Genomic DNA, 25,279 nt, shown 5'->3' on the forward strand with positions numbered 1-25,279 from the left:
TTGCCCCCATGAGCACCCAGCGTTACTTGCGCGAGACGAAAGGCGATCTCAGTGAGCGATTCGGCGACTCCCGGCGAGCTCGGCGCGTTCATCTCCTACTCCCGGCGCGACGAGGGGTTCGTCGCCGAGCTCAAGGCCGAGTTGGAGGCGAACGGGCTGACGGCGTGGAAGGACGAGGACAACATCCCGCCCGGGGCGCCGTGGCGCGTGGAGCTGGGCTCGGCGATCGAGGCGGCGCTGGCGCTGGTCTTCGTCATCAGCCCGGACTCGATCGCCTCCGACGAATGCCGTAAGGAGCTCGAGCGCGCGCTCGAGCTGGGCAAGCGGATCATCCCCGTGTTGTGGCGACCGGTGGAGGCGCTGCCCGAGTCGCTGCGACACGTGCAGCATGTGCGGGCCGACCGGCTGGACGTGACGGCGGCGGCCGCCGCCATCGTGCGCGCCGTCGGCGACGACCCGGAGTGGACGCGAGCACACACGTACTGGACCGCGCGGGCGGTGCGCTGGGAGGACCCTGAGCGCCGCGGCAGCCTGCCGGCCGGGCACGATCTGCGCGACCTTCAGGACTGGCTGGCGAAGGACGCCGAGAACCGCGAGCCGCGCCCCGCGGCGGTGCACCAGCGCTTCGCCGCCGCGGCGCGACGGCGCCGGCGGCGGATCCGGCGGGGCGCCGTCGCGCTCGCCACAGGCGTCGTCGCCGTCGCGGGCGGCCTCACGGCGTGGGGGCTCGTCAACCAATCGGACGCGATCGTCGCCGAGAACACGGCCGCGTCGCGCGCGCTCGCGCGCCAGTCCAGTGCCGCGTTGAGCCGCGACGTGGACCTCTCGGCCCTGCTGGCCGTGGAAGCCTCGCGCAAGCAGCCCACGGACGAGGCACGCGACGCGTTGCACGCCGTGCTGCCGCTGGTCGCGCCGATGCGCCATGCGCTCACACTGCACACCGCGCCGGTGACCTCGGTGGCGTACAGCCCGGACGGCAAGCTGATCGCCTCCGGCGGGGAGGACTCGACGGTGCGCCTGTGGAGCGTCGCCGGCCGCCAACGCCCCGCGGGGCAGCCGCTGCGCGCCGGAGCCATCGTCCACGACGTGGCGTTCTCGCCGCGGGGCGACGTGCTCGCGGTCGCCGAGCGCAACGGGAACATCAGCCTTTGGCAGGTCGCGGGCCGCGAGCAGATCGGGTTGCTGCGCGGTCACCGGGGCGCGATGAGCCTGGCGTTCAGCTCGGATGGCGACATGCTCGTGTCCGCGGGCGTGGACGACACGATCCGGCTCTGGGACGTCCCGGGCCGGCGCGCGCTCGGGGAGCCGATCCAGGCCAAAGTGGGCGGAGCGCTCGATGTCGCCCTGAGCCCCGACGACCAGATGATCGCCACCAGCGGCCTCGACGGGAAGATCCGGATCTTTGACGTCGCGACCCGCAAGGCCGTCGGGAAGGACATGCAGCAGGGCGCCAAGGACGACGGCGTGTTCGCCCTCGCGTTCACCCGCGACGGGCTGACGCTGCTGACCGCCGGCGGCTCGGCCGTCCGCCGCTGGGACGTGGACTCGCACCGTCCGGCGGGTGATCCGCTGGTGCCCGAGGACGGCGTGAGCGAACTCGCCGTGAGCCCCGACGGGCGAACGATCGCCACGGCCTCCGACCACACGATCAGCGTCTGGGACCTGGGCGACGAGAACCCCACCGCGCGGCTGCTCCCGGGCCACACGGACGCGGTGAACGACGTCACGTTCAGCCCCGACGGCGCGCTGCTGGCGTCCGGTGCGGACGATCGCAGCGTGCGCGTCTGGGACGTCTCCACGCCGTCACTCGATCAAGCGCTGACTGCGAAGGGCGATCCGGTGCACGCGGTGGCCGTCAGCGCCGACGGCAAGCTGATCGCGTCCGCGCACGACAAGTCCGTGCGGTTGTGGGACGCGGCCCGGCGCGTCGAGATCAAGCCCGCGCTCAAGGGCCATAGCGAGAAGGTCTCGACCGTCGCCTTCACCCCCGACGGCCGCACGCTGCTCTCGGGCGGGCTCGACGGCCTGATCGGGCTCTGGAGCGTCGCCGATCACACGGTGACCGGAGCGATCGCGTGCGACTGTTCCGGGGCCGTGACGATGCTCGCGGTCAATCCCGCGGGGACGATCGCCGCCAGCGGTGGCATCGACAACAAGGTCCGGTTCTGGAACCTCCGCACGCAGAAGCTCATCGGCCGGCCGATCGTCGCCGGCGACGACTTCCCGTGGGGCCTCGCGTTCAGCCCGGACGGCAAGACCCTCGCCGGAGCGAGCCTCGACCACACCGTTCGGCTGTGGGACGTCGCGTCGCACAAGCTGCTCGGGAGCCCGATCCGCGGCCACGCCAACGAGGTCCGCACGGTGGCGTTCAGCCCCGACGGCCGCCTGCTCGCCACGGGCGGCCGGGACCAGTCGGTGCGGCTGTGGGACGTGGCGACGCGCCGGCAGATCGGCGCGCCGATGACCAGGCATCGGTCGATCGTCGCCAGCGTCGCCTTCACGCCCGACGGCCGCACCCTTGCGTCCGCCGCCCAGGACGGGTCGATCCGCCTGTGGGACGTCGCCACGCATGCGCCGATCGGCGAGCCGTTGACCGCCCAGAGCAGCAACGTCGCCGGCCTGGCGTTCAGCCCCGACGGCAAGCTGCTGGTCAGCGGCGCCGGGGACACCGTGCAGTTCTGGAACTCGATCCTGTGGACGCGTGATCTGAGCGCCATGCGCCGGTTCGTCTGCGAGCGGATCGGCCGCAACCTCACGCACGACGAGTGGGACAACACGCTGCCCGACGACGCCTACCGGGCGACCTGCGCGCTCGACAGCCAGGCGCCCAAGCCGGTGACCACGCGTCCCGTGATCGCGCCGAAGCGCACGTTCGTGCTCGCCCCCGGCGACAGCGCGAAGGTCGCCGACTCGAACCTCACCTGCTCGGCCGGCGGCGACCGCGCGGTCGTCTGTGGGTTCGAGGCCGAGGGCAACTATCCGGAGGGCTCGCTCGCGATCGGCATGACGCCGGACAAGGCGATCGTGGTCGAGAGCACCGACAACGGGCTGCGCATGCGGCACGGCAACTCGTTCTCGTCGCCGCGCAGCGGTGCCGCGCGGCCGAGGCAACGCACGCAGAGCCCGAAGACCTTCACGCTGCACACCGGGGACGCCGCAGCGGTGGCCGGAACCGCGATCCAATGCGCGGTGCGCGCCGCCGGCTCGATCCGCTGCGGCGCCTATCTCCGCGGCACCGAGGTGCCGCTGACGCCGCTGCTGACGCTGGACCGCGCACGGGCGAAGATCATCGGCGTCGGGCCCGACGGCGAGCACAAGGAGCTCTACCACCGCGACCACGGGGTCGACGGGCTGCTGTGAAGGCGGGCATCGCCGATCGGCTTAGAACCAGCGATGGACGTGACGCGTGTCCAGCCCGCCGACCGCTTCCTTGGTCAGCTTCAGCGTCACACGGTCATTCTCGACCGACGCGACGGCGTCAGCCGGGATGACGATCTCGCGGCGGCCCCAGAGATGGCCGCGTTCGAGGACGATGTCGGCCTTGTCGCCTGCGCCGATCAGGAAGCCGTCGACGTGGCCGAGGTGATGAGCATCGGACGAGAAGACCGAGCTCGAGCGGCGGATCTCGACCTCGTGCTTGGGGATCCGGTCGTAGTTGACGACGACGTGCGCGTCAGGGTCGACCACAGTCCCAAAGCCGTCCAGCTCCTGATAGACGGGCAGCGCGAGAACGTCTTGGATGCCGATGTCCCAATCGGCATCGGCCACGGGCTGTACACCGAGGCGCAGATACGCCGACTCGAACAGCGGGTCCATCGCCTCGAGCTCGGCCACCGTGCAATCGAGCGCGATGCCCGGCTCGGCGCTCCGCGCCCGCTCGATCGGGACGAGCCGGGCGCTCACATGACGTCCGTTGGGCTGAACCACCAAGTGCACGACGCGGCGCGAACGCGGGTCGATGACGACGTCGGCCAACTCGCCGAACGGCGCGTCGGCACACGCGACGGGACAGCCCAACTCGAGCTTCATCGCGCCATTCAAGCACCCGCACCGAGCCCGGCCTCATCCGAACCGGATGATTACGGTCCCTTGCTCGCGGGCGCGGTCGCCGTGCTGTCGGGCGGGTAGCCGAGCGCGAGCAGCACGCGCTCGGGAGCGATCCCGACGCGTTCGGCTCGCGCCAGGATGGCGACGAGGTCGTCGGCGGGCGGCGGAGTGGGTTCCGCGAACGCCGGGATCGGGGCCAGATCGTGGTTCATCGCATCAAATCGACCGGTTCGACGGGATCTTCCCATGCCGGCGGGAAGTTTGCTCGCAACGGTCAGCGATCTTTCCTGATCCTTGCGAGGCTACAGCGCATGGACCTCTCAGAGCACGCGAAGGTCAACCGGGCGGCATGGAACGTGTCCGCCGCCGACTACGCCGCGGCCGCCCAGCGCAACTGGGGCACCGACGAGATCTCGTGGGGCATCTGGAACGTGCCCGAGAGCGAGGTCGGCGCGCTGCCGGACGTCGGTGGCATGGACGTGGTCGAGCTGGGCTGTGGCACCGCCTACGTCTCAGCGTGGCTGGCGCGCCGGGGCGCGCGCCCGATCGGCATCGACCTCTCGGAGAACCAGCTCGCCACCGCGCGCAGGATGCAGGCCGAACACCAGCTCGAGTTCCCGCTCGTCCACGCCAGCGCGGAGGACGTCCCGCTCTCGGCCGAGTCCGCCGACCTCGTCATCAGCGAGTACGGGGCGAGCCTGTGGTGCGACCCGGATCTGTGGCTGCGGGAGGCTTCCCGCCTGCTGCGCGCCGACGGCTGGCTCGTGTTCCTGACCAACTCGCTGATGGTCACGCTCTGCGCACCCGACGTCGGCCCCGCCACCGACCGCCTGCTGCGCGGCCAACGCGGTCTACGGGTGGTCGAGTACGAGAGCGACGACGGCGTCGAGTTCCACCTCGCGCACTCAGACTGGATCAACACGCTCGCCCGGCACGGGTTCGCCGTCACCGCGCTGCACGAGCTCTACGCGCCCGAGGGCGCGCAGCAGACGCAGTTCGAGTGGGTCACGCCCGAATGGGCGCAGCGCTGGCCGGTCGAGGAGATCTGGGTCGCGCGCCGTACAGACACCTGATGCTGACGCTCGGAGCCGATGACGCCGGAGAAGTGCTGACGTTGCAACGCGCGGCCTACGTCGGCGAGGCGATGATCTACGACCAGTTCCTGCCGCCGCTGTTCGAGACCCTCGACGAGGTCAAGGACGTGCTCGCGTCGGAGATCACGGTGCTCGGCATCCGCGACGACGGCCGGCTGATCGGGACGGTGCGGATCAAGCCCGACGGGGAGATCGCCCGGTTGGCGGTCGCACCCGACCGCCAGCACGAAGGGCTCGGGACGCGGCTGCTGGAAGCCGCCATCGCGCACGGCGGCACCTGGCTCTTCACGGGCGACCGCAGCGAGGCCAACCTGCGCCTCTACCGCCGCCACGGGTTCGAGGAGACACGCCGCGAGCCCGTGCCCGGGCACGAGCTGGTCTATCTCACGCGGCCGGCAGCGTGACCCGCACCGCGAGCCCGCCTTCGCGGCGCGGCGTGAGCGCGAGGCGGCCGCCGTGGGCTTCGGCGACCGAGCGCACGATCGAGAGCCCCAGGCCTGCGCCGCCACGCCCCGTCCGCCCGCCGCGCTCGAACGGCTCGACCAGGCGCGCCGCGATGTCGGCGGAGATGACCGGGCCGGAGTTGACGACGTCGAGGACCGCACCGCCCTCCGGCGAGGCCGACGTCCGCACCGCGACGAACCCGCCCGGCGCGTTGTAGCGGACGCCGTTCTCGATCAGGTTGCCCGCCAGGCGCTCGAGCAGCTGGCGCTCGCCGCTCACGCCCACCGGCTCGAGCTCCAGCCGCACCCGCACACCGCTGGGGGAGCGCACCCGCCGCGCCGCCGCACCCGCCGCCGCGGCCAGGTCGACGTACGCGCAGTTGGGCAGCGAGTGCCCGGAGCGCGCGAGCACCATCAGGCCCTCCAGGAGCGCGTCCATCTCGTCCGCCGCACCCATGACGGTGCGGCCCATGGCTCGGAGCTCCTCGACGTCGGCGTCGGGGTTCGAGAGCGTCACATCGGCCTCGGTGCGGATCACCGTCAGCGGTGAGCGCAGCTCGTGCGACGCGTTGGCGACGAACCGCTCACGCGCGTCGAACGCCGCCTGCATCGAACCGAGCTCGCGCCCGGCCAGCGCCCAGCCCAGAGCGGTCGCCACGAGCGTCGCGCCCGCCAGCGCGAGCAGGTACTGCATGCGCAGCTGCTCCAGCGCGGTGGCGGCCTCGTCGATCCCCAGCGTCCGATCGAGGTGGCGCGCCATCAGCCAATACGAGATTGACAGCAGGATCGCGACGAAGACGACGAAGATGCCGCCGTAGATCGCGGTCAGGCGGACGCGTAGGTGCGGGATCACACGCGGTAGCCGCTCCCGCGGACCGTCTGGATCAGCGGCGGGTCCCCGAGCTTGCGGCGCAGGGTCATGACCGTCATGCGGACGGTGTTGGAGAGCGGATCGAGCTGCTCGTCCCACGCCCGCTCGAGCAGCTCCTCGGGCGTGACGACGGCGCCATCGGCCTCGAGCAGCGCCTGCAGGACGGCGAACTCCTTCAGCGTCAGGTCGAGCTCGACACCGCCGCGCGAGGCGGTGCGCTTCGCCGGGTCGAGCACGACGTCGCCCGCCTCGAGGACCGGCGGGCGGGCATCGCCCGTGCGGCGCCCCAAGGCGCGCAACCGCGCGACCAGCTCGGCGAAGCGAAAGGGCTTGGTCAGATAGTCGTCCGCGCCCAGCGACAGGCCCTGCACGAGCTCGTCGGTCGAGCGCGCGGCGGTGAGCATCAGCACCTTCGTGCGCGGCTGCTCGGCGCTCAGCGTGCGGCAGACGTCGTCGCCGTGGACCTCGGGGAGGTCGCGATCGAGCACCACGACGTCGTACGGATTGACGCGGGCCTTGTACAGGGCGACGGCGCCGTCGGGGGCGACGTCCACCGCCATTCCCTCGCGCCGCAGCCCGCGCGCGACCGCGGCGGCGATGCGGGGTTCGTCTTCGGCGACCAGGATTCGCATGAGAAGCAACGTAGGAGTGGGTGATCAAGACTCCCTCAACGCTGTTTATGCGGATCTGACGAATGTGGCGGCAGGCTCGCCGCCATGAAGAAGTATCTCGCCATCGCCGCCGCCGGCGGCGCCCTCGCCCTCGGCGTGCCCGCGGCGTTCGCCGCGACGCAGTCGCCGGCCACGGGCACCACGCCCGTGCAGTCCGCCACGCCGACGCCGACCCAGACGGCGCCTGATCGAGATCACGACGGCCATCTCTGCCCGGATGAGGGCGGCAACGGCGGTGGCGGCGACAACCAGGGCTCCGCCGCGCCCGCCCCGAGCGCTCCCAGCGCCAACGCGACCCCGGACCTGTGATGAGCGCCGAAGAACGGACCGAACTCATCGAGGACCCGCGCGCCGGGCTCGAGGACGCGCTGTATGAGCTCAAGCGGGTGATCGTCGGGCAGGACGCGATGCTCGAGCGCCTGCTCGTCGCGCTGCTGGCCGGCGGCCACGTCCTGCTCGAGGGCGTGCCCGGCCTCGCGAAGACCCTGACCGTCAAGACGCTCGCCGAGGTGCTGGGCGGGAAGTTCCGCCGCGTGCAGTTCACGCCGGACCTCGTGCCATCCGACCTCGTCGGCACGCGCATCTACCGCCCGGACACGGGACGCTTCGACACCGAACTCGGCCCGGTCTTCGGCAACTTCCTGCTCGCCGACGAGATCAACCGCGCGCCCGCCAAGGTCCAGAGCGCGCTGCTGGAGGTCATGCAGGAGCGTCAGGTGACGATCGCGGGCGAGACCTACCCGCTGCCCAAGCCCTTCCTCGTGCTCGCGACGCAGAACCCGATCGAGTCCGAGGGCACCTACCCGCTGCCCGAGGCCCAGGTCGACCGCTTCCTGTTCAAGCTCGTCGTCGACTACCCGACCGTGGGTGAGGAGGCGGCCGTCGTCGGCCGCGCGATCGGCAAGCCGGTCGAGGTGCGCGAGCGGGTGCCGATCGGCGCCCTGGAGCGCTACCGCGAGATCGCCCGCGAGGTGTTCGTCGACCGCGACGTGATCGCCTACGCCGTCGCGCTCACCGACGCCACGCGCCACCCGGGCAAGTACGGCCTGCACGAGCTCAGCGGCCTGATCGAGTACGGCTCCTCCCCGCGCGGCCCGATCGGCATGGTCCAGGCGGCCCAGGCGCTCGCGCTGCTGCGCGGCCGCAACCACTGCGTGGCCGAGGACGTCGCCGATCTCGCCGCCGACATCCTGCGCCACCGGCTCGTGCTCACGTACGACGCGCTCGGCGACAACGTGCGCCCGGACGACCTGCTCGACCGCATCCTCGACACGGTCGGCGGCATCCGCGCCCAGGAGCCGGTGCACGCGTGAGTGAGCTCGTCGCCGACCCGCCCGGGCGGCAAGGCCCGGGCCCGATGCAGGGCGCGCTGGTCGAGGCGCTCGACCTCGTCCTCGCCCGGCGTGCGTCTGGCGCGCTGCCGGGCGAGCGGCGGGCGGCCGGACGCGGGACGGGCACCGAGCTCGCCCAGATCCGTCCGTACCAGTTCGGCGACGACGTGCGCAAGATCGATGCCGCCGCAAGCGCCCGCACCGGCCACCCACACGTCCGCGACCACGTCCCGGAGCGCACGCTGACCACGTGGATCCTGCTCGACGTGAGCGCGTCGATGGCGTTCGGGACCGCCGACCGCCTGAAGTCCGATGTCGCGGAAGGCGTCGCGCTCGTGATCGGCCGCCTGGCCGTGCGCCGCGCGGGCCGCGTCGGCCTGCTCACCTGCGGCGCGCCCACCGCCCAGCAGCTCGCGCCCCACAGCGGGCGCCGGCAGCTCATCTCGCTGCGCCGCGCGCTCGCCGCGGGCGTGGCTCCCGACGGGCACGTCCCGGAGCCGGACGCGCTCGCCGCCGGCATGCGCCGGATCGGCCGCCTCGCGCGCGGCCCGGGACTGATCGTCGTCGTCTCCGACTTCCGTGAGGGGAGCGATCGTGACCGGCCGGAGTGGGCGCGCGCGCTCGCGGCCCTCTCCGGCCGCCACGACGTGCTCGCCGTCGAGGTCAATGACCCCCGTGAGGGCGAGCTGCCCGACGTGGGTCACCTGGTCCTCGCCGATCCCGAGACCGGCAAGCGCGTCGAGGTCGACTCGTCCAGCCCGGAGCTGCGGCGGCGCTTCGCGGCGGCGGAGCTGGCCCGCCGCGACGAGCTCAAGTCCCATCTACGCCGCGCCCACGCACGCCACCTCGAGGTCGCCACCGACGCCGACTGGCTGCGCGCGCTCGGAAGGAGCCTTCGTTGAGCTTTCAGGCCCCGCTCTTCCTCATCGGCCTCGTCGCGATCCCGCTCGCGCTGCTCGCGCTGTGGGCGGCGCGACGACGGCCGGCGAAGTACGTCATCCGCTTCCCCGCGACGGCCACGCTGGCGGCCGTCGTGGGGAGGACCGGCCGCGCGCGGCGGATCATCCCGCCCGCGCTGCTGAGCCTCAGCCTCGCCGGCCTCGTGACCGCGCTCGCGCGCCCCGAGGCGACGATCGCGGTGCCGATCGAGAAGGCGAGCGTGATGCTCGTCACCGACACGTCGGGCTCGATGAACGCGACCGACGTCTCCCCCACCCGCCTCGGCGCCGCCCAGGCCGCCGCGACGCACTTCCTGGACCGCGTGCCCAAGTCGCTGCAGACCGGCCTCGTCGCCTACGCCGACGGCCCGAACACGGTGCTCCGGCCCACCCAGGACCGCGACACGGTCAAGGGCACGCTGAACGCGCTCCAGGCCGACGGCGGCACCGCCACCGGCGACGCGCTGGAGGCCGCGCTGAACGCCCTCGGCAAGCGGGGCAAGAACAGCCCGCCGGCGGCGATCGTCCTGCTCTCCGACGGCGCGTCCAAGACCGGCCGCGATCCCAACGAGGTCGCGCAGGAGGCCAAGGCTGCGGGCGTCCCGATCTACACGGTCGCGCTCGGCACGCCGGACGGTGTGATCCAGCAGGGCGGCCAGGTCCTCAACGTCGCCCCCGATCCGCAGGCGCTCGCGCAGATCGCGCAGCTCTCGGGTGGGCGGGCGTTCACCGCCGAGGACTCCGACGCGCTCGACGCCGTCTACCAGACGCTCGGCTCGAAGATCGGCACCAAGAAGGAGAAGAAGGAGGTCAGCGCCGGGTTCGCCGCCTTCGGCCTGCTGCTCCTCGGCGGCGCCGCGTTCACGTCGCTGCGCTGGCGCGGGCGACTGCCGTAACTTCGCGCGGTGGGCTCTCGGGACCGGCGCCGTCGAGCACGGTCTGCGCACGCTGGTCGACGAGGCGGGTGAAGAGCTGCTGGGCGTAGCCGAAGATGATCGCCCAGCCGATGATCTGGGCGGGCGAGTCGAGCGCGCTCAGCCCGGGCACGAAGTTCGCCCGCATCAGCAGGAGCCCGAGCGCGGCGGTCAGCGCCCCGCTCGGGAGCTTGACCACGGCGACGGCGAACGGGACGCCGTAGGGCGTCGAGGTCCCGTGGATGCGGCGCACCGCGGCCGCGGCGGCCAGCGCGGCGGCCGCCAGCCCGATCGCCTCGATCAGCAGGACGTCGCCCTTGCGGGCCGCGACCCGGGTCGCCTCGTCCTGCTCGGCGACCGCGCGCGGGTCCTGCGCCGCGGCCGGCTGCCCGCTCACGGCCAGCGACTTGTCGGTCACGGCGACCGTGGTCGGGCACACCGCCTGGCCGCTCGGCTGGAAGCAGAAGAGCGCCAGATCGGGCTTGAGGAAGCCGAGGATGCCGAGCCCGGTGGCCGTGATCGTCAGGACCACGCCCCAGATCAGCAGCATGTTGCGGAAGCTGCGCACGCGGCTCTGCTTGCGGCGGGCCTCGCAGTTGGCGGCGTGCAACGCCGTCGCGATGACCTCGCGGTCGGACTCGGTGACGGGGCCCGGCGCGGCGGCGCCCTCGGCCGGTGCGGCGTAGCGCCTGGCCACCTCGCGCAGATGGATCCGGCGCGCGTCGTCGCACTTGAGCGCCCGCTCGACGCGGCGTTCGACACGCGGCAGCTGACCGGCGACGAACTCCGGCGGAGCGGCGCGCACGAGCGCTTCCGCCGCGGCGTCGATATGGCCCCAGGCGCGCTCGACGCTCGCACCGCGCAGCGTCGACTTGATGCGCTGCATCCAGCCGAGGCTCCGGTCGACCGCGGCGTCATGCGCGCGGTCGAGGATGGCGAGGATCTCCCTCGCGGTCTCGTCGTCCAGCCGCGTCCCGGTGTGCGCGGGCGACGTCAGCCACTTGACGGCGAACTCCATCTGCGTGATCTCCGCGATCGCCTGCTCGCGCCACACCGCGGTCGTCGGCTCGCGAGTCCGGGGCTCACCGATTTCCGCTGCGATCGAGGCCATACACGCAAAGAGCGTCCCGGCCGCGGGCCTGATACCCGGTCCTTCCCGGCGCCGGCGTGCCCGCAGTTGTCACAGGTTTCGCCCTAGCGGGTCTTACGGGGCAGCACGTGACCCGGCTCATCCCCTTCCCCAACCGCGCCACGCCCGCCGGCGCCGACGCCGTCCGGGTCGCTTATGACGCGCTCGCGCCCGCGTATGACGCGTTCACGGCGGGCCTGCGCGACGACGACGTCTGGCTGGCCGAGCTCGAGCTGATCGCGCAGAGTCACGGGCTCGACGGGCGCCGGGCGCTGGATCTCGCCTGCGGTACCGGCGCCAGCTTCATCCCGCTGCTCGATCGCGGCTACGCGGTCACGGCGTGCGACATCTCGCCGGAGATGGTCCGCCGCGCCGTCGGCAAGGCGCCCGACGCGGCCGTGCTGATCGCCGACATCCGCAGCCTGCCCGTGCTCGGTCAGTTCGACCTCATCACCTGCCTCGAGGACGCGTTCAACTGCCTCCTGCATGCCGATGACGTGCGCGCCACGCTGCAGGGGATCGGGCGCTCGCTGGCGCCGGGCGGGCTCGCGGTGTGGGACGTCAACACGCTCGCGCTGATCCGCTCGTGCTTCTCCTGCGACTGGGTCGCCGACCGCGGCGAATGGTTCCTCGCCTGGCATGGGACCGGGCCGCGCGACCTCGGTCGGGGCGGTGTCGCGGAGGCCCGCATCGACGCGTTCCGCCACCGTGGCGCCACCTGGCTGCGGTCGACGAGCCGGCACCGCCAGCGCCACTGGCCGGTCGCGGAGATCACGCGGCTGGCGCGCGAAGCCGGCCTCGAGGTGCTCGAGCTCCTCGGTCAGACCCAAGCCGGCGCGGAGCTCGTCTCAGACGTGGACGAGGGCGAGCACTTCAAGGCGGTGTTCATTGCGCGTCGCGCCTAGCTCTCCTCGTCGGGCCAGTGACCGTGCTGGGCCAGGTAGTCGCGCGCGGCGACCTCGGCGTCGCGTTCACGGTCGCCCTTGGCGCCGTAGCGGAAGAGCCCGTTCAGCAGCAGGATCGAGAGACCGGAGCCGACGCACATGGCCCAGCCGTCCCAGCGGATCGGGCCGTCGACGGCGAACAGGAGCACGAAGCCAATGGCCACCAGCAACGCCGGCAAGCCGTAGCGAAGAGCTCCGAGGCGGTGGTTCGGAAGCGATGGCATACACCTATGATCGAGGCGGTCGAGCCGCATGACCATCGGGTTTTCCCACGGATCTGAGTTCCTCGACGCGCTGCTCGCCAGCCTCGCGGACGCCGTCTACCTCGTCGGGCCGGCGGGGGAGGTCCGCTTCGCCAACCCCGCTGCCGTCGGGCTGCTGGGCTACACCGCCGAGGCCGAGTTGCTCGGCCGCCCGAGCCACGCCACGATCCATTCCCACCACCCCGACGGGTCACCGTTCCCGGAAGGCGAATGCCCGCTCCTGAGGCCGCTCGTCGCCGGCGAGACCGTGCGGGTGGAGCTCGACCACTTCGTGCGCCGTGACGGCTCGTTCCTGCCCGTCGGCTACGCGTCGGCGCCCATGGACATGGCCGACGGGCGCGGCGCCGTGGTGGTCTTCCGCGACCTGACCGAGCGCCTGGCCTCCGACGAGGTGGCGGCGTCGCGGGCGCGGATCGTCGCGGCCACCGACGCCGAGCGCCGGCGGATCGGGCGCGACCTGCACGACGGCGCGCAGCAGCGTCTGGTCCGCGCGCTGATGGGGATCGATGAGGCGCGCCGCGAGCCGGCACGCGCGGAGGCGGCGCTGACCAGGGCCGCGGCCGACGCCCGCCACGCGATCCGCGATCTGCGCGAGCTCGCCACCGGGCTGCACCCGCTCGTCCTCACCGACCGCGGCATCTGCGCCGCGCTCGAGGAGCTGACGGCGGGCACGCCGCTCCCGGTCGGCTTGGACGTCACCGACGAGCGCTTCGCGCCCGAGGTCGAGGCCGCCGCGTACTTCCTCGTCGCCGAGGCGATCACGAACGCCGTCAAGCACGCGGGCGCGACCGGTGTGGACGTGACGGTCGCCCGCGACGGTGACACGCTGCGCATCGCGGTGAGCGACGACGGGTGCGGCGGCGCCGACCCCGCGAAGGGCTCCGGCCTGCGCGGGATCGAAGATCGCGTCGCCGTGCTCGGCGGGACGTTGGAGCTCGCGGGAGCCCCCGGGACGACCGTCGCGGCGACCCTTCCGTTAGGAGCCGGTTGAAGAATGTCGGTGCGCCCGCTGCGGCACATCCGCGGCACCTGGCGGCTGCACCACATCGGTCGGACCGACCATTCATCAACCGACTCCTATGACGCGCGCAGCAGCGCGAGCACGGCCAGCACCCGGCGCGACTCCGACCGGTCGTGGCCGAGATCGAGCTTGTTGAAGATCGACGTCACGTGCTTCTCGACGGCGGGCGGGCCGACCGTGAGCCGGTCGGCGATGCCCTGGTTCGATAGGCCCTCGGCCATCAGCGCGAGCACCTCGCGTTCGCGTGGCGTGAGCGCGTCGAGCGGGTTCTCGCGGCGGCGCCGGCCGAGCATCCGCGCGACGACCTCGGGGTCCAGCGCCGTCCCGCCCGCGGCCACCGTGCGCACCGCCTCGATGAAGTAGCCGAGGTCCGCGACGCGGTGCTTGAGCAGATAGCCGACGCCGCTTGGATCGTCGCCCACGAGCTCGGCGACGAACCGCTCGACGAGGTGCTGGGAGAGCACGACGACGCCGACATCGGGCTGCCGCCGGCGGATCTCGATCGCCGCCCGCAGGCCGTCGTCGGTGAGGTCGGGCGGCATCCGGATGTCGATCACGGCGACGTCGGGCTTGTGGGCGCCGACCTTGCGCAGCAGGTCGGGCGCGTCCCCCGCCTGCCCCACGACCTCGATCCCGGCGTCTTCGAGCAGCCGCGCCACGCCCGCACGCAGCAGCAACTCGTCGTCGGCGATCACGGCGCGCAGGGGAGGCACGCCACTACGCTACGGCTCCGTCGCGGCGAGCGTGAACGTGACCGTCCGGCTGTAGGCGCCGGTGCGCAAGATCTCCCGCTCGTCGATGTGCTGCTTGAACGTGATCGTCACCGGGTCGTCGGCGACCGGCTTGGTCCAAGCGGCCTTACTGAACGACACCGCCAGCGGCGAGTCCAGCGTCGCGGAGCCGTTGGTCAGTTTGCCGGGCTCGGAGACGGTCAGCGACGCGGACTCGAGCGTGCTGATCACGTGGGCGTTCGCGGTCGCCGTGTAGTCCGACGTGAGACCTGGCGTGAAGGTGCCGAACGACAACGGGCCCTGGTCCAGCAGGAGGTAGAGGGTGGGCACCACCCAACTGCACCGGACCCGGCGCGCGATCGACGCCACCGCCGTTCCGCACAGCGGGTACTCGATCGGCCAACTGAGTCGCGTGACCAGCAGCACTTTGCCGTCGGCGGGTTGCAACGTCGCGAGGTCGGCGAGGCCGTCGCCGTCGAAGTCCCCCGACGTGAGCGCCCTCGCCGCGGCGGCGGTTCCGAAGGTCTCGGGCGTCTGCAGGTTGTATCCCGACCAGACGGTCACGTTCCGGCCCGGGTGCGTGCTCGAGGCGGCGAGTGCCGGAATGCCTGAGACGCGGAGGATGGCGATCGCGTCGAAGCCCTCCTCAGGGCCACTGAAGTAGCGGTCGTCGGACGTGGCGCCGGGACGGCGGTTGACCCACGCGTTCTTCGACCCCCCGACGGCGACGTCGGCACCGGGCCCGTTCCCGCCGAGGTCGCCGATCGCGATCGCTGCCGCTCCCTGGCGCGGGAAGGACGACAACGGCCGGCGCGTGAAGGTGCCGTCGGGCTGCTGGATGAACCGCATCACAGTGACGGCGTTGTCGTCGTTGGCGGTCGCGAGGTCCGCCCGGCCGTCGCCGTCGAGGTCACCGATCGCGACCGCGAGCGGGCCGCCCTTCCCGGCGTCGTGGAAGTTCGTCAGCGTGGTCTCGTCGTAGTCCGCGCTGAGCGGGTCGCGGAGGAAGAGGCGCAGGGCGTAGTCGTCGTTCGCGTCCGCGCCCGCATCGGTGACCGCGACATCGCCCCAGCCGTCGCCGTTGAGGTCGCCGACCGCGATGCCCGCCGGGTCGGTGCCGACGTTCGCGAGCGTGAGCGTCTGCCAGTCCCCGGCGGTGTCGCGGAGGTTCAGGTCGACCGACCGCTCGGCCTTCGCGAGCGTCACGACGTCCGGCCGGCCGTCGTGATCGAGGTCGCCGGTCGCCACCTCGTCCGGGTGGCCGCTCTGCGGGATTCGCCGGCTCGTGAAGCCGCCTGCGCCCTGGTTGAGCTGCACGACCAGCGCGCTGCCCGCGCCTTCGGAGATCGCGAGGTCGTCGAGGCCGTTGCCGTCGAAGTCGGCGGACGCGAGGTCGGTCGGGCCCGTCAGACCGCTGATCGGCGTGCTGACCACGCCGCCGGCGTATGCCGCCGACGCGTGACCGGACGCGGCCGCGGCGAGCACTGCCGCAGCCGCAATGGACCTCCTGCGCATCCTTGCTTCCTCCACTGGTTCGATCGCAGCGACCCGAGTCTAGGCCCGGGTCGCGCGATCGTGACGCGACTACGGAGTCGTCGTCGAGAGCGTGAAGGTGAGGGTCTTGGAGTACGCGCCGGTGCGGAGCGCGTCGGTCGCGTCGATGTGCTGGCTGAACGTGATCGTGACCGGGTCGTTGGTCACCGGCGCCGTCCAGGCGGCCTTCGAGAACGCGACCTGCAGCGGCGACGGCAGGCTGAACGTGCCGTTGGTGAGGTGGCCCGGGTCGCTGACGGTCAGCGCCGCGTCACCCGCGGTGCTGACGACGGTGGCCGTCGTGGACGCCGTGTAGTCCTTCGCGACGCCCGGAGCGAACGCGCCGAAGGACGCGTTGGGGCCAACCGCCAGGGAGAGCGTGGCCGGCACCGTGCCGCCGACGCCGCCGCCCACGATATTGGTGACCTTGAAGCGCTGCAACTCGGTCGTCTTGCCGCTGGCGGTGACCTTGAACGGCGGGTCGCCGGGAACCGTGGTCTGCGGGTCGTTGGCCTGGTTGAAGCCGAAGTCGTTGTCGTCCTGGACGGCGAGGTCGCCGTTCGGGAAGAGGCCGATGCCCTCGGGCTTGTCGTGGTCGTAGCCGAACTGGTTCAGGTCGAGCCAGAGCGTCTTGGACACGGGCGTGATGCCGGCGGCGTTGGTGGACTCGAGCAGCGGGTTCTCGCCGTTCTCGGCCGCGTTGCCCGAGATGTCGGTCGCGCCCGCGAGGTCGATCGCGATCACGCGCTTCTGGCCCGCGCCCGGGGTCGACGTGACGTTGTCGTGCTCGTCCACGAGCAGGTGGGTCGCGTCGAGCGCGTAGATGTCGGAGTTGCTCAGGTCGGCCTGCGTGATGCCGCTGCCTGGCGCCGGGACGTCGAGGCGGTAGATGAACTCGCCCGTCAGCACGGGGTGCAGCGAGTCGGAGACGTCGAAGCGCACGAGGCGCAGCGTGCGGCCGTCGCCCTTGCCGGCGGGCGGCTCGATCGAGGACTGGATCATCCCGAACAGCGTCTTGCCGTCCTTGGTGAGCGTGCCGCCCTCCATGCCGCGATTCTGCTTTCGGTACGCGAACGCGCGCGGGAGCAGGCCCTGTGTGGCGACGACGGCGTCGTCGGCGCCCGGGACGGTCACGCCCGCGGGGATGATCCGGTTCAGGACCGTGCCGTCGGCGGCGACGCGCACCAGCGACGGGCGGTACTCGTCACCGAGCCAGAAGGAGCCGTCGCGCGGGTCGACGGCGATCGACTCGGAGTCGATGCCGTACGGATCGGTGCCGATCAGCGTGACGCCGTCGGCGGCGTACGGGATCTCGTCGCGCGCGGCGGTCTGCTTGTAGGCGCCGGCGTCGGCCGGGAGCCCGGACGCCGCCGTCTGCGCGACGGTCGAGATCTGCGGCAGGCCGGTGATCTCGTTGGCGGGGCCGCCGGTCGCCGCGCGGGCGGGGTCGACCGCGCCCGTCTTCAGGTGCAGCGGGATGCGCTGGAGGACGCTGAGCGAGCCGTTGTCGGCGACCGCGACCTTGTAGATCGTGGGCGTGAAGCCGGGCGTGAGGAACGTGCGGCGGGTCGCGCCGCCGACCGTCGGCTGGCCGTTGGGGCCGCGATCGCTCACGGTCCAGTACGTGCGATCGTCGATCGGGGCGAAGGCGGACCACCCGCCTTCGACGACGGGCGGCGTGTAGACGTTGCCCCCGATCAGCGGCTGGGCGGCGTTCCAGATGCCTTTGCCCTGCAAGGTGAACACCGGCGTGGTGTCCGCGCTCGCCGCCGGGGCGAGGGCCAGCGCCGCGCTGACCGCCACCGGCGCGGCCGCGAGAAGTTTCGTCGTCAATGACATACCGCGATCCTGTCCTTCGGACGCGCCCGATTTGTCATCGCCGTGTGAACGGGCGCCTTGACCGATTCTTGACGGTTCTGCGACGCCGGCTTGAGCGACTGAACCGATACAGCAGGCATGCCTCCAACGGAACCGCTGCCGCAATTAGCTGGAGCGTCGGTCGTCGGAAAGTCAGGCGCGGTGATCTACGCCGGCGCCGCCGCGGTCGGCGCCATCGAGAGCGTGGTCGCCGGCGAGCCGACCAGCTCGCCGCTGCCGATCGCGATCGCGTTCCTCGTCGCCGCGCTGCTGTGGCGCTACGGCGGGCGGGTCGATCGCCGCCTCTTGTTCGGGCTCGGGCCGATCGGCGCAGTGCTGCTCGGCTGCGCGATCGCGACCAGCCCGCCCGGCGACGGCGCCGTCATGTACGCGTGGTCGGTCCTGTGGGTGGCGAGCTTCTTCGGCACGGCCGAGGCCGTGGCGATCGTGCTCACCGTCGGCGCCGTCCAGGGCGCCGTGGTGGTCCACATGCCGGGCGGCACGTTCGACCAGTGGTTCGACGTCACGGCGTCGATGGCGGTCGTCGCCGCCGTCGTGCGCTCGCTCGCCGCCCGCAACGAGAAGCTCGTCGGGCGCCTGACCGTCGAGTCCCGCATCGATCCGCTGACCGGCGTCCTGAACCGCCGCGGGCTCGAGGAGCGCTTCGACGTCGAGTTGGCACGCGCAGCCCGCGAGCGGCGTCCGCTGGCCGTCGTCGCGATCGACATCGACCACTTCAAGCGCATCAACGACGAGCACGGCCATCAGGCGGGTGACCGCGCGCTCGTCTGGCTCGCCGCGACGCTGTGCGAGCACACCCGCGGCGCGGACGTCATCGCCCGCGTCGGCGGCGAAGAGTTCACGATCGTCCTGCCCGGCGCGGACCTCGCGAGCGCCTACGACTTCGCGGATCGCCTGCGCGAGCGGGTCGCGCACGTCGACGTGGCGATCCCGCTGACGATCAGCGCGGGCGTCGCCGCCGCCGACGCGCCGACGACCGCCGACGCGCTCACCGAGGCCGCCGACCGCGCGCTCTACGACGCCAAGCGCGGCGGCCGCAACCGCGTCGCGTCGACGGTGTGAATCACTCGTACTCGTGCAACCCGAAGAGCACGCCCGCCGGGTCGGTGCAGTAGCACCCGCTGCCGACCCCCGGGAACGTGAACGGCTCGACGACGACCGCCCCGCCGGCGGCTTCGAGCGGCCCGCGAAGCGCGGCGATCGAGTCGACGCGCAGGATCGGGACGGTGCGCGGCGTCCCGTCGCGCGAGGCGAGCAGGCCGGCGTCGATGCCCGGCGCGTCGCCGTGCGGCGCGACGAGGTAGTCGGGGGCGGCGAACGGTTGCGGCTCCCAGCCGAACACCGTCTCGAAGAAGCGGGTGCTGCGCTCGAGGTCGGGGCTGTTGAGCTCGACGTAGCTGACGGGGACGGTCACACGGACTCCTTGTGGCGCGGATGTGGCACGCGGCGCGTGGGTGCGACGGCCCAGCGTTCGGTCAGCTCACGCAGCCAATGCTCGGCCTCGACGAGCGCCGTGCCCTCGAGCTCGTACCAGATGAACTTGCCCTCCCGGACGCCGCGGATCGCGCGCGCCTCGCGCAGGATCCGCAGGTGCTGAGAGACCGCGGGCCGGCTCATCGCGGCGAGGTCGGCGAGCTGCCCGGCCGTCGCGGGACCGTAGGCGAGGCGGGAGACGAGTGCGCGCCGGGTCGGGTCGGAGAGCGCCGCGAAGACCTCCATGACGCGTAAGCATATGCTTACGCGTGGTCGCGGATCAAGCCGTCGATGAAGGTCAGCTTCTCGATCACCGCCGGCGCGAGCACGAACGGGTACAGATCGCCCTCCCCCAGGCTGCGGTTGATCGCGTTGAGCGCGTAGGTCAGCGGCAGCCAGGCTTCGAGCATCGCGCGGAAGTCGCTCGGCGCGGCGCCGGGGTACGAGTACAGCGGCGCGGCGTCGGCGGCGAGCACGGCCGGACCGGAGACGCTGACGCCGTAGGCGACCGCGGTCTGCAGCACGTCGCGGATGTGCAGGTAGTGGGCGAAGGTCTCGGCCCAGTCCTCCCACGGGTGCATCGTCGCGTAGGCCGAGACGAAGCGATCGGCCCACTGCGGCGGCGGCCCGTTTTCGTAGTGGCGATCGAGCGCCGCCTGGTAGTCCGCGCGCTCGTCGCCCATCAACACGCGGCAACGGTCGATCGCGTCGGAGGGATCGGGCGCGAGGATCGGCTGGTAGTAGTGACCGATCTCGTGGCGCAGGTGCCCGAGGACGGTGCGGTAGGGCTCGTCGAGCTTGGTCCGCGTCCGCTCGCGGTGCACCGGGTCGGTCTCCGCCAGATCGAGCGTGACGACGCCGTCGGCGTGCCCCGTGGTGACCGGGCCGACCGCGCTGGAGAGCAGGTCGAACTGCAGGTCCCCGCCGACCGGCAGGCCGAGCTCGAGCAGCTCGAAGACCAGCCGCCGCTTCGCCGCCTCGGCGATCGACCACTGGACGCTCGCCTGATCCGGCGGTCGCGTGCGGGTCAGCGCGCACGCGCGGCAGAGCCCCGGCCCGACGCCGTTGCACCCGATCAGCTCGCGATTCGTGCAGCCGTAGCCGAGCCGGTCGATCGTCCGCGCGTCCCAGTCGAACGCCAGCAGCGTGGCGCAGTTCAGGCATTGCGTGCTCTCGAAGACGACGAGGTGCCGGCAGACCGGGCAGGTGAAGGCGCGCATCGGCGTCCGAGGATGGCAAACGAAGTCGCGTCAACCTATTGACCTATAGTGCTACCTTCCTAGTTGAATGATTGAATTCCACCTGGATGCCGGCTCCGGCCTCTCGCCGTATCTGCAGCTCGTGCGGCAGGTGCGGCATGCGCTACGCCTCGGGCTCCTGCACGAAGGCGATCAGCTCCCCACGGTCAAGGAGGTCGTGGCGCAGCTGGCGATCAACCCCAACACCGTCCTGAAGGCCTACCGGGAGCTCGAGCGCGACGGCCTCGTCGCCGCCCGGCCGGGGGTCGGGACGTTCGTCATGCGCACGCTGACTGACGCGACGCTCCCGTCGCACGGGCCGCTGCGCAAGGACCTCGAGCGCTGGCTCACGAAGGCGCGCTTGGCCGGCCTCGACGAAGAGAGCATCGAGGCCCTGTTCACCACCACCTTTCGCCGTTCGCTGAATCGGGAGGTTGCATGACCATGGTGTTGCGGGCCGACGCGCTGACCAAGCGCTACGGACGGCGAACCGCCTTGTCGGAATGCACGCTGGAGATCCCGGAGGGACGGGTGGTCGGGCTCGTCGGCCCCAACGGGGCGGGCAAGAGCACGCTGCTGAACCTCGCCGTGGGGATGCTGGAGCCGTCCGCGGGATCGATCGAGGTCCTCGGCGAGCGGCCGCGCTCCGGCATGGCGAAGGTGGGCTTCGTCGCGCAGGACACGCCGACGTACGCGGGTCTGTCGATCGACGAGCACCTGCGCTTCGGCGCCGAGCTGAACCCGGGCTGGGACGCGGATCTGGCGCGCGACCGGATCGCCCGCCTCGGGCTCGACGGCTCGCAGCGGGCGCGCAAGCTCTCCGGCGGCCAGCGGGCGCAACTCGCGCTCACGCTCGGCCTCGCCAAGCGGCCCGAGCTGCTGATCCTCGACGAGCCGGTCGCCAGCCTCGACCCGCTCGCCCGGCGCGAGTTCCTGCAGGACCTGATGGAGGCGGTCGTCGAGCACGCGCTGACCGTCGTGCTGTCCTCGCACCTGGTCTCCGACCTCGAGCGGGTGTGCGACTACGTCGTCGTGCTGGTCGACTCGCGGGTGCAGCTCGCGGGTGACCTCGACTCGCTGCTCGCCACCCACCACCGCATCACCGGGCCGCGGCGCGACGAGGACACGCTCCCGAGCGAGCTGCACGTCGTCGGCGCCAGCCACACGGATCGCCAGAGCACGTATCTCGTGCGCACCCAGTCGCCGATCCTCGATCCCGCCTGGACGATCTCGCAGCTCACCTTGGAGGACCTCGTCCTCGCCTACATGGGCCGGACTTCCCGGCCGCAGCCGCGCGCACTGGAGGCCGTCCGATGATCTGGCTCACGTGGCGCCAGTCGCGCGCCCAGGTCGCGTCGGTGGCGGGGGCGGTCGCGGCGCTGCTCGCGTTCCTGGCGATCTCGGGCACCGGGCTCCCGACGTTCGACGACACCTACCTCCAGGAGCTCGTGACCGACGGCTTCGCGAAGGGGATCTTCTTCCTCGCCAGCTTCGGGGTGCTGTTCCTTCCGGCGATCGTCGGCACGTTCTGGGGCGCGCCGCTGGTCGCGCGCGAGCTCGAGGCCGGAACGCACCGGCTGGCGTGGAACCAGTCGGTCACGCGCACCCGCTGGCTGGCGATGAAGGCGGGTGTGATCGCGCTGGTCGCGGTCGTCACGACCGCCGGGTTGAGCCTGGGGCTGACGTGGTGGTGCGGGTCGCTGGACAAGGCGATCAACGCCGGGCAGACGTACGACGGGCCGCTGCGGGTGGGCCGGATCGCTCCGCCGATGTTCGAGGCGCGCGGGATCGCGCCGATCGGCTACACGCTCTTCGCGCTCGCGCTCGGCGTCACCGCCGGGCTCGTGGTGCGGCGGGTGGTGCCCGCGATGGCGATCACGCTCGCGCTGTTCGTGGCCGTGCAGATCCTGATGCCGGTGCTCGTGCGCGGGCACATCGGCGCGACGTCGCAGTTGGTCACGATCAAGCCGGACAACATGACCGGCATGTCGGCGAGGGTCGGTCCGGGCAACGTGCCGCAAGAGGCGCACGACCTCCAGGTGCGGGCCGACGAGCCGGGCGCTTGGACGCTCGCCAACGAGACGGTCGACCGCTCGGGCCGTGCCCACTCCACGCTCCCGGACTGGTTCGCGTTCTGCGTCCCGGGCCGCGAAGGGGGCCTCGGGCTCGGGCCGGGTCCCGACCCGCAGAAGTCGGCCGCGTGCTTCGCCCGCGCTGAGCGGGAGGGCTGGAGGCAGCGGATCACGTTCCAGCCGGCGAGCCGCTACTGGACGCTGCAGGCGATCGAGCTCGCGATCTTCCTCGCGCTCACCGGCGCGTTGACCGCGTTCTCGTTCTGGTGGCTGCGCCATCGCCTGACGTAGGTCTACTGCGCCGGGTGGGGAGGGTGAACTGGCGCGCCCTTCGTTGCTGCCCGCCGTTGGCGGCCCCGCGCGGCTCGGCTCGGTTGGCTCGCGTTGCCGTGCCGGGATACCGACAGTTACTAGCTGGCGCGTAGATAGGGGTGCGGAACGAGAGCTGCCTGACAGGCAGCTGTGGTTACACACCCCCCTCACCGACGGTGGATCGGCGTGCGTGAGAACACACTTTTCTGTCTCCGTAGCCCGTAACTGCCGGTGTCCCGGCTCGGCGACCCAAAGCCGGCAGAGCCGAGCCGCGCGGCGGACTCACGTCAGCCAGACCCGCGGGGCGAGCCGCTCCCCCCTCCGCCACCCGGCGCAGTTGACTTTCAAGCACCTTGCGCCGCGCTCCTCGCGTTGGGTTTTGCGGCACCATCGCCTGTATGGGCGAGACGAAGAACCGCATGCTGCGTGGGGAGCTGTACATCGGCGGCGACGACGACACCGCCGCCGATTACGCCCGCGCGCAGGAGATCCTCGAGCGCTACAACGGCAGCCGGTTCGACGAGCAGGAGCTGCGGGACCGGCTGCTCGCGGAACTGCTCGGCGCGGTCGGAGAGGGCGTGCACGTGCGGCCGCCGTTCCGGCTCGAGTACGGCTACGGCGTGAGCATCGGCGCGGGCACGTTCCTCAACTACGACTGCCTGATGCTCGACGTGATGTCCGTGAGGATCGGGTCGACGTGTCAGATCGCCAGCCGCGTCCAGTTCATCACCGCGACGCATCCGATCGACCCGGGGCCGCGACGGATCGGGTGGGAGTACGCGAAGCCGATCGTCGTCGGCGACAACGTCTGGCTCGGTGCCGGCGTGACGGTCTGCCCGGGCGTCACGATCGGCGACGACACCGTGGTCGGGGCGGGCGCCGTGGTCGCCAAGGACCTGCCCGCCGGGGTCGTCGCGGTGGGTGTGCCGGCGCGGCCGGTCCGCGAGATCGGCGAGGGCGACCGCGTCGCGATCCCCCCTCAGGTCTGACTCGCCAACGCCTCGCGCACGAGCTCGCGGTCGTGCTCGTAGGCGAGGATCCGCTCGGCCTGCTCGGGGGTGACCCAGCGGCGGTCGTCGACCTCGTGGCTCGGGGTGAGGCCGTCGTCGGCGAGCACCGTCATCGCCCACCACCGCACGGTCTTCGGGCGGCCTTGGCGGTCGATGTACTCCTGCGAGGACAGCTCCGCGCCGAGCACGCAGCGCAGCCCGGTCTCCTCGTGGACCTCGCGCAGCGCGGCCTCCTCGTGCGACTCGCTCCCGTCGAGCTTGCCCTTCGGCAGCGACCAGTCCTCGTAGTCGGGCCGGTGGATGATGCACACCTTGCCGTGGCGGAGGGCCACGCCCCCGGCGGCCCGTACGGTTTCACTTGCCAAGATGGCAAACACCTTGCCAGAGCCGTCCGGCGGTCGTCAGCCTCGGTGGCATGAAGCACCATCTTGTCCAGGTCGAGGGCGCGCAGATCCACGTTGCGGAGCTGGGAACCGGCCCGCTGGTCCTGTTCGTGCACGGGTTCCCGGAGCTCTGGTACTCCTGGCGGCACCAGCTCCCCGCGCTGGCGGAGGCGGGCTACCGGGCGGCGGCGATCGACGTCCGCGGCTACGGCGAGTCCTCCGTCCCGAGGGAGATCGAGGCCTACGGCATGCGCCACCACGTCAGCGACAACGTGGGCGTCGTGCACGCGCTGGGCGAGCAGAGCGCGGTGATCGTCGGCCACGACTGGGGTTCGCCGATCGCCGCCAACTCCGCGCTGCTCGCGCCCGACACGTTCAGCGCCGTCGCGCTGCTGAGCGTCCCCTACACGCCGCGCAACGACTTCCGGCCGACCGACGCGTTCGCGCTGGCGGGCGGCGACGAGGAGTTCTACGTCTCCTACTTCCAGGAGCCCGGCCGCGCCGAGGCCGAGATCGAGCCCGACGTCCGCGCGTGGCTCGAAGGCTTCATCACCGCCGGGCCCGAGGCCTTCACGGTCCCACACGGCGCCCGCCTCTGCGACCGCTTCACGCAGCGGCCGCTCCCGCCCTGGCTCAGCGAAGCCGACCTCGACGTCTACGTCCGCGCCTTCGAAAGGACGGGCTTCAGCGGCGCGCTGAACCGCTACCGCAACGTCGACCGCGACTGGATCGACCTCGAACCGCTCGACGGCGCGGCGATCCCGCAGCCCTCGCTGTTCGTCGGCGGCGAGCGCGACCCCTCCACGACCTGGCTGGCGGACGCCATCGCCGCCCACCCGCGGACGCTCCCCGGCCTCGTCTCCCAGCACATCCTCGACGGCGCCGGGCACTGGCTCCCGCAGGAGCGCCCCGACGACGTCAACCAGCTCCTGCTCGGCTGGCTGGAGCTCGTTCATCGCTGACGGGAGGGGATTCCCCCCGAA

At 72.1% G+C, this 25,279-nt stretch carries 28 protein-coding genes; 15 read left to right on the forward strand and 13 right to left on the reverse strand.

Going from position 1 to position 25,279, the window contains the following annotated elements; genetic code table 11:
* Nucleotides 1–51 precede the first annotated feature (51 nt).
* The gene (locus tag OM076_RS07795) at nucleotides 52–3,360 is read left to right on the forward strand and encodes a toll/interleukin-1 receptor domain-containing protein (protein WP_270038935.1); all 3,309 of its coding nucleotides are present in this window, start codon (nucleotides 52–54) and stop codon (nucleotides 3,358–3,360) included.
* 21 nt (nucleotides 3,361–3,381) lie between these two features.
* Here the strand turns inward: OM076_RS07795 and OM076_RS07800 are convergent, their stop codons facing one another.
* Complete coding sequence (locus tag OM076_RS07800; protein ID WP_270038936.1) at nucleotides 3,382–4,029, reverse strand: DUF2171 domain-containing protein; 648 nt, start codon at nucleotides 4,027–4,029, stop codon at nucleotides 3,382–3,384.
* A gap of 50 nt (nucleotides 4,030–4,079) precedes the next feature.
* Complete coding sequence (locus OM076_RS07805) at nucleotides 4,080–4,259, reverse strand: hypothetical protein (protein WP_270038937.1); 180 nt, start codon at nucleotides 4,257–4,259, stop codon at nucleotides 4,080–4,082.
* A gap of 99 nt (nucleotides 4,260–4,358) precedes the next feature.
* On the opposite strand from OM076_RS07805, the gene OM076_RS07810 reads away from it, so the two are divergent.
* Both OM076_RS07810 and OM076_RS07815 read left to right on the forward strand, forming a co-directional pair.
* Nucleotides 4,359–5,120: a class I SAM-dependent methyltransferase gene (locus tag OM076_RS07810; RefSeq protein WP_270038938.1), complete on the forward strand. Its 762-nt coding sequence runs from the start codon at nucleotides 4,359–4,361 to the stop codon at nucleotides 5,118–5,120.
* Nucleotides 5,120–5,545 carry a GNAT family N-acetyltransferase gene (locus tag OM076_RS07815; RefSeq protein WP_270038939.1) on the forward strand — a complete coding sequence of 142 codons (426 nt, stop codon included), beginning with the start codon at nucleotides 5,120–5,122 and terminating at the stop codon, nucleotides 5,543–5,545. The genes OM076_RS07810 and OM076_RS07815 overlap by 1 nt, the downstream gene beginning before the upstream one ends.
* On the opposite strand, the gene OM076_RS07820 is transcribed toward OM076_RS07815, so the two are convergent.
* Together OM076_RS07820 and OM076_RS07825 are read right to left on the reverse strand one after the other, a co-directional pair.
* On the reverse strand, nucleotides 5,526–6,437 hold the full coding sequence (locus OM076_RS07820; protein WP_270038940.1) for a sensor histidine kinase: 912 nt from the start codon (nucleotides 6,435–6,437) through the stop codon (nucleotides 5,526–5,528). The two genes, OM076_RS07815 and OM076_RS07820, sit on opposite strands and share 20 nt — an antisense overlap.
* The gene (locus OM076_RS07825) at nucleotides 6,434–7,087 is read right to left on the reverse strand and encodes a response regulator transcription factor (protein ID WP_270038941.1); all 654 of its coding nucleotides are present in this window, start codon (nucleotides 7,085–7,087) and stop codon (nucleotides 6,434–6,436) included. Before OM076_RS07825 ends, OM076_RS07820 begins: the two co-directional genes overlap by 4 nt.
* A gap of 84 nt (nucleotides 7,088–7,171) precedes the next feature.
* Here OM076_RS07825 and OM076_RS07830 point away from each other — a divergent pair, with 84 nt between their 5' ends.
* The 4 genes from OM076_RS07830 to OM076_RS07845 are packed head-to-tail and all read left to right on the forward strand — an operon-like array spanning nucleotide 7,172 to nucleotide 10,291.
* Nucleotides 7,172–7,435: a hypothetical protein gene (locus OM076_RS07830; protein ID WP_270038942.1), complete on the forward strand. Its 264-nt coding sequence runs from the start codon at nucleotides 7,172–7,174 to the stop codon at nucleotides 7,433–7,435.
* Entirely contained in the window at nucleotides 7,435–8,439 is a 1,005-nt protein-coding gene (locus OM076_RS07835; RefSeq protein ID WP_270038943.1) for an AAA family ATPase, read from the forward strand. The genes OM076_RS07830 and OM076_RS07835 overlap by 1 nt, the downstream gene beginning before the upstream one ends.
* Entirely contained in the window at nucleotides 8,436–9,359 is a 924-nt protein-coding gene (locus tag OM076_RS07840; RefSeq protein WP_270038944.1) for a DUF58 domain-containing protein, read from the forward strand. The genes OM076_RS07835 and OM076_RS07840 overlap by 4 nt, the downstream gene beginning before the upstream one ends.
* On the forward strand, nucleotides 9,356–10,291 hold the full coding sequence (locus OM076_RS07845) for a VWA domain-containing protein (RefSeq protein WP_270038945.1): 936 nt from the start codon (nucleotides 9,356–9,358) through the stop codon (nucleotides 10,289–10,291). Before OM076_RS07840 ends, OM076_RS07845 begins: the two co-directional genes overlap by 4 nt.
* On the opposite strand, the gene OM076_RS07850 is transcribed toward OM076_RS07845, so the two are convergent.
* On the reverse strand, nucleotides 10,257–11,420 hold the full coding sequence (locus OM076_RS07850; protein ID WP_270038946.1) for a hypothetical protein: 1,164 nt from the start codon (nucleotides 11,418–11,420) through the stop codon (nucleotides 10,257–10,259). The genes OM076_RS07845 and OM076_RS07850 overlap by 35 nt on opposite strands.
* 107 nt (nucleotides 11,421–11,527) lie before the next feature.
* On the opposite strand from OM076_RS07850, the gene OM076_RS07855 reads away from it, so the two are divergent.
* Nucleotides 11,528–12,343: a class I SAM-dependent DNA methyltransferase gene (locus OM076_RS07855; protein ID WP_270038947.1), complete on the forward strand. Its 816-nt coding sequence runs from the start codon at nucleotides 11,528–11,530 to the stop codon at nucleotides 12,341–12,343.
* On the opposite strand, the gene OM076_RS07860 is transcribed toward OM076_RS07855, so the two are convergent.
* Nucleotides 12,340–12,606 carry a hypothetical protein gene (locus tag OM076_RS07860; RefSeq protein ID WP_270038948.1) on the reverse strand — a complete coding sequence of 89 codons (267 nt, stop codon included), beginning with the start codon at nucleotides 12,604–12,606 and terminating at the stop codon, nucleotides 12,340–12,342. The genes OM076_RS07855 and OM076_RS07860 overlap by 4 nt on opposite strands.
* 28 nt (nucleotides 12,607–12,634) lie before the next feature.
* On the opposite strand from OM076_RS07860, the gene OM076_RS07865 reads away from it, so the two are divergent.
* A complete protein-coding gene (locus tag OM076_RS07865; RefSeq protein WP_270038949.1) occupies nucleotides 12,635–13,636 on the forward strand; it encodes a PAS domain-containing sensor histidine kinase in 1,002 nt (333 codons plus the stop codon).
* Nucleotides 13,637–13,722: 86 nt separating this feature from the next.
* On the opposite strand, the gene OM076_RS07870 is transcribed toward OM076_RS07865, so the two are convergent.
* The 3 genes from OM076_RS07870 to OM076_RS07880 all read right to left on the reverse strand — a co-directional run bounded on the left by OM076_RS07870 (nucleotide 13,723) and on the right by OM076_RS07880 (nucleotide 17,769).
* Nucleotides 13,723–14,379 (reverse strand): response regulator transcription factor, encoded by a 657-nt coding sequence (locus OM076_RS07870; RefSeq protein ID WP_270038950.1) that lies wholly within the window; start codon nucleotides 14,377–14,379, stop codon nucleotides 13,723–13,725.
* Nucleotides 14,380–14,388: 9 nt separating this feature from the next.
* Nucleotides 14,389–15,912, reverse strand: coding sequence for an FG-GAP repeat domain-containing protein (locus OM076_RS07875; RefSeq protein WP_270038951.1), 1,524 nt, complete (start codon nucleotides 15,910–15,912; stop codon nucleotides 14,389–14,391).
* A gap of 69 nt (nucleotides 15,913–15,981) precedes the next feature.
* Complete coding sequence (locus OM076_RS07880) at nucleotides 15,982–17,769, reverse strand: esterase-like activity of phytase family protein (RefSeq protein WP_270038952.1); 1,788 nt, start codon at nucleotides 17,767–17,769, stop codon at nucleotides 15,982–15,984.
* 117 nt (nucleotides 17,770–17,886) lie between these two features.
* Here OM076_RS07880 and OM076_RS07885 point away from each other — a divergent pair, with 117 nt between their 5' ends.
* On the forward strand, nucleotides 17,887–18,870 hold the full coding sequence (locus OM076_RS07885) for a GGDEF domain-containing protein (RefSeq protein WP_270038953.1): 984 nt from the start codon (nucleotides 17,887–17,889) through the stop codon (nucleotides 18,868–18,870).
* A 1-nt stretch (nucleotide 18,871) separates the two neighbouring features.
* Here OM076_RS07885 and OM076_RS07890 read toward each other — a convergent pair whose 3' ends face one another.
* The 3 genes from OM076_RS07890 to OM076_RS07900 are packed head-to-tail and all read right to left on the reverse strand — an operon-like array spanning nucleotide 18,872 to nucleotide 20,501.
* Nucleotides 18,872–19,222 (reverse strand): VOC family protein, encoded by a 351-nt coding sequence (locus OM076_RS07890; protein ID WP_270038954.1) that lies wholly within the window; start codon nucleotides 19,220–19,222, stop codon nucleotides 18,872–18,874.
* A complete protein-coding gene (locus tag OM076_RS07895; RefSeq protein ID WP_270038955.1) occupies nucleotides 19,219–19,527 on the reverse strand; it encodes an ArsR/SmtB family transcription factor in 309 nt (102 codons plus the stop codon). The genes OM076_RS07890 and OM076_RS07895 overlap by 4 nt, the downstream gene beginning before the upstream one ends.
* 17 nt (nucleotides 19,528–19,544) lie before the next feature.
* Nucleotides 19,545–20,501 (reverse strand): zinc-binding metallopeptidase family protein, encoded by a 957-nt coding sequence (locus OM076_RS07900; RefSeq protein WP_270038957.1) that lies wholly within the window; start codon nucleotides 20,499–20,501, stop codon nucleotides 19,545–19,547.
* 67 nt (nucleotides 20,502–20,568) lie between these two features.
* Between OM076_RS07900 and OM076_RS07905 the strand changes: the two genes are divergently transcribed.
* From OM076_RS07905 to OM076_RS07920, 4 genes are all read left to right on the forward strand, one after another.
* Nucleotides 20,569–20,961, forward strand: coding sequence for a GntR family transcriptional regulator (locus tag OM076_RS07905; protein WP_270038958.1), 393 nt, complete (start codon nucleotides 20,569–20,571; stop codon nucleotides 20,959–20,961).
* Nucleotides 20,958–21,836 (forward strand): ABC transporter ATP-binding protein, encoded by an 879-nt coding sequence (locus tag OM076_RS07910; protein WP_270038959.1) that lies wholly within the window; start codon nucleotides 20,958–20,960, stop codon nucleotides 21,834–21,836. The genes OM076_RS07905 and OM076_RS07910 overlap by 4 nt, the downstream gene beginning before the upstream one ends.
* Complete coding sequence (locus tag OM076_RS07915; RefSeq protein WP_270038960.1) at nucleotides 21,833–22,882, forward strand: ABC-2 membrane transporter-related protein; 1,050 nt, start codon at nucleotides 21,833–21,835, stop codon at nucleotides 22,880–22,882. The genes OM076_RS07910 and OM076_RS07915 overlap by 4 nt, the downstream gene beginning before the upstream one ends.
* Nucleotides 22,883–23,301: 419 nt before the next feature.
* Nucleotides 23,302–23,892: a sugar O-acetyltransferase gene (locus OM076_RS07920; RefSeq protein WP_270038961.1), complete on the forward strand. Its 591-nt coding sequence runs from the start codon at nucleotides 23,302–23,304 to the stop codon at nucleotides 23,890–23,892.
* Here the strand turns inward: OM076_RS07920 and OM076_RS07925 are convergent.
* Nucleotides 23,883–24,290 (reverse strand): NUDIX hydrolase, encoded by a 408-nt coding sequence (locus OM076_RS07925; RefSeq protein ID WP_270038962.1) that lies wholly within the window; start codon nucleotides 24,288–24,290, stop codon nucleotides 23,883–23,885. The genes OM076_RS07920 and OM076_RS07925 overlap by 10 nt on opposite strands.
* A gap of 38 nt (nucleotides 24,291–24,328) precedes the next feature.
* On the opposite strand from OM076_RS07925, the gene OM076_RS07930 reads away from it, so the two are divergent.
* Entirely contained in the window at nucleotides 24,329–25,258 is a 930-nt protein-coding gene (locus OM076_RS07930; RefSeq protein WP_270038963.1) for an alpha/beta fold hydrolase, read from the forward strand.
* The last annotated feature ends 21 nt before the right edge of the window (nucleotides 25,259–25,279 follow it).

The sequence above is a fragment of the Solirubrobacter ginsenosidimutans genome (assembly GCF_027587205.1).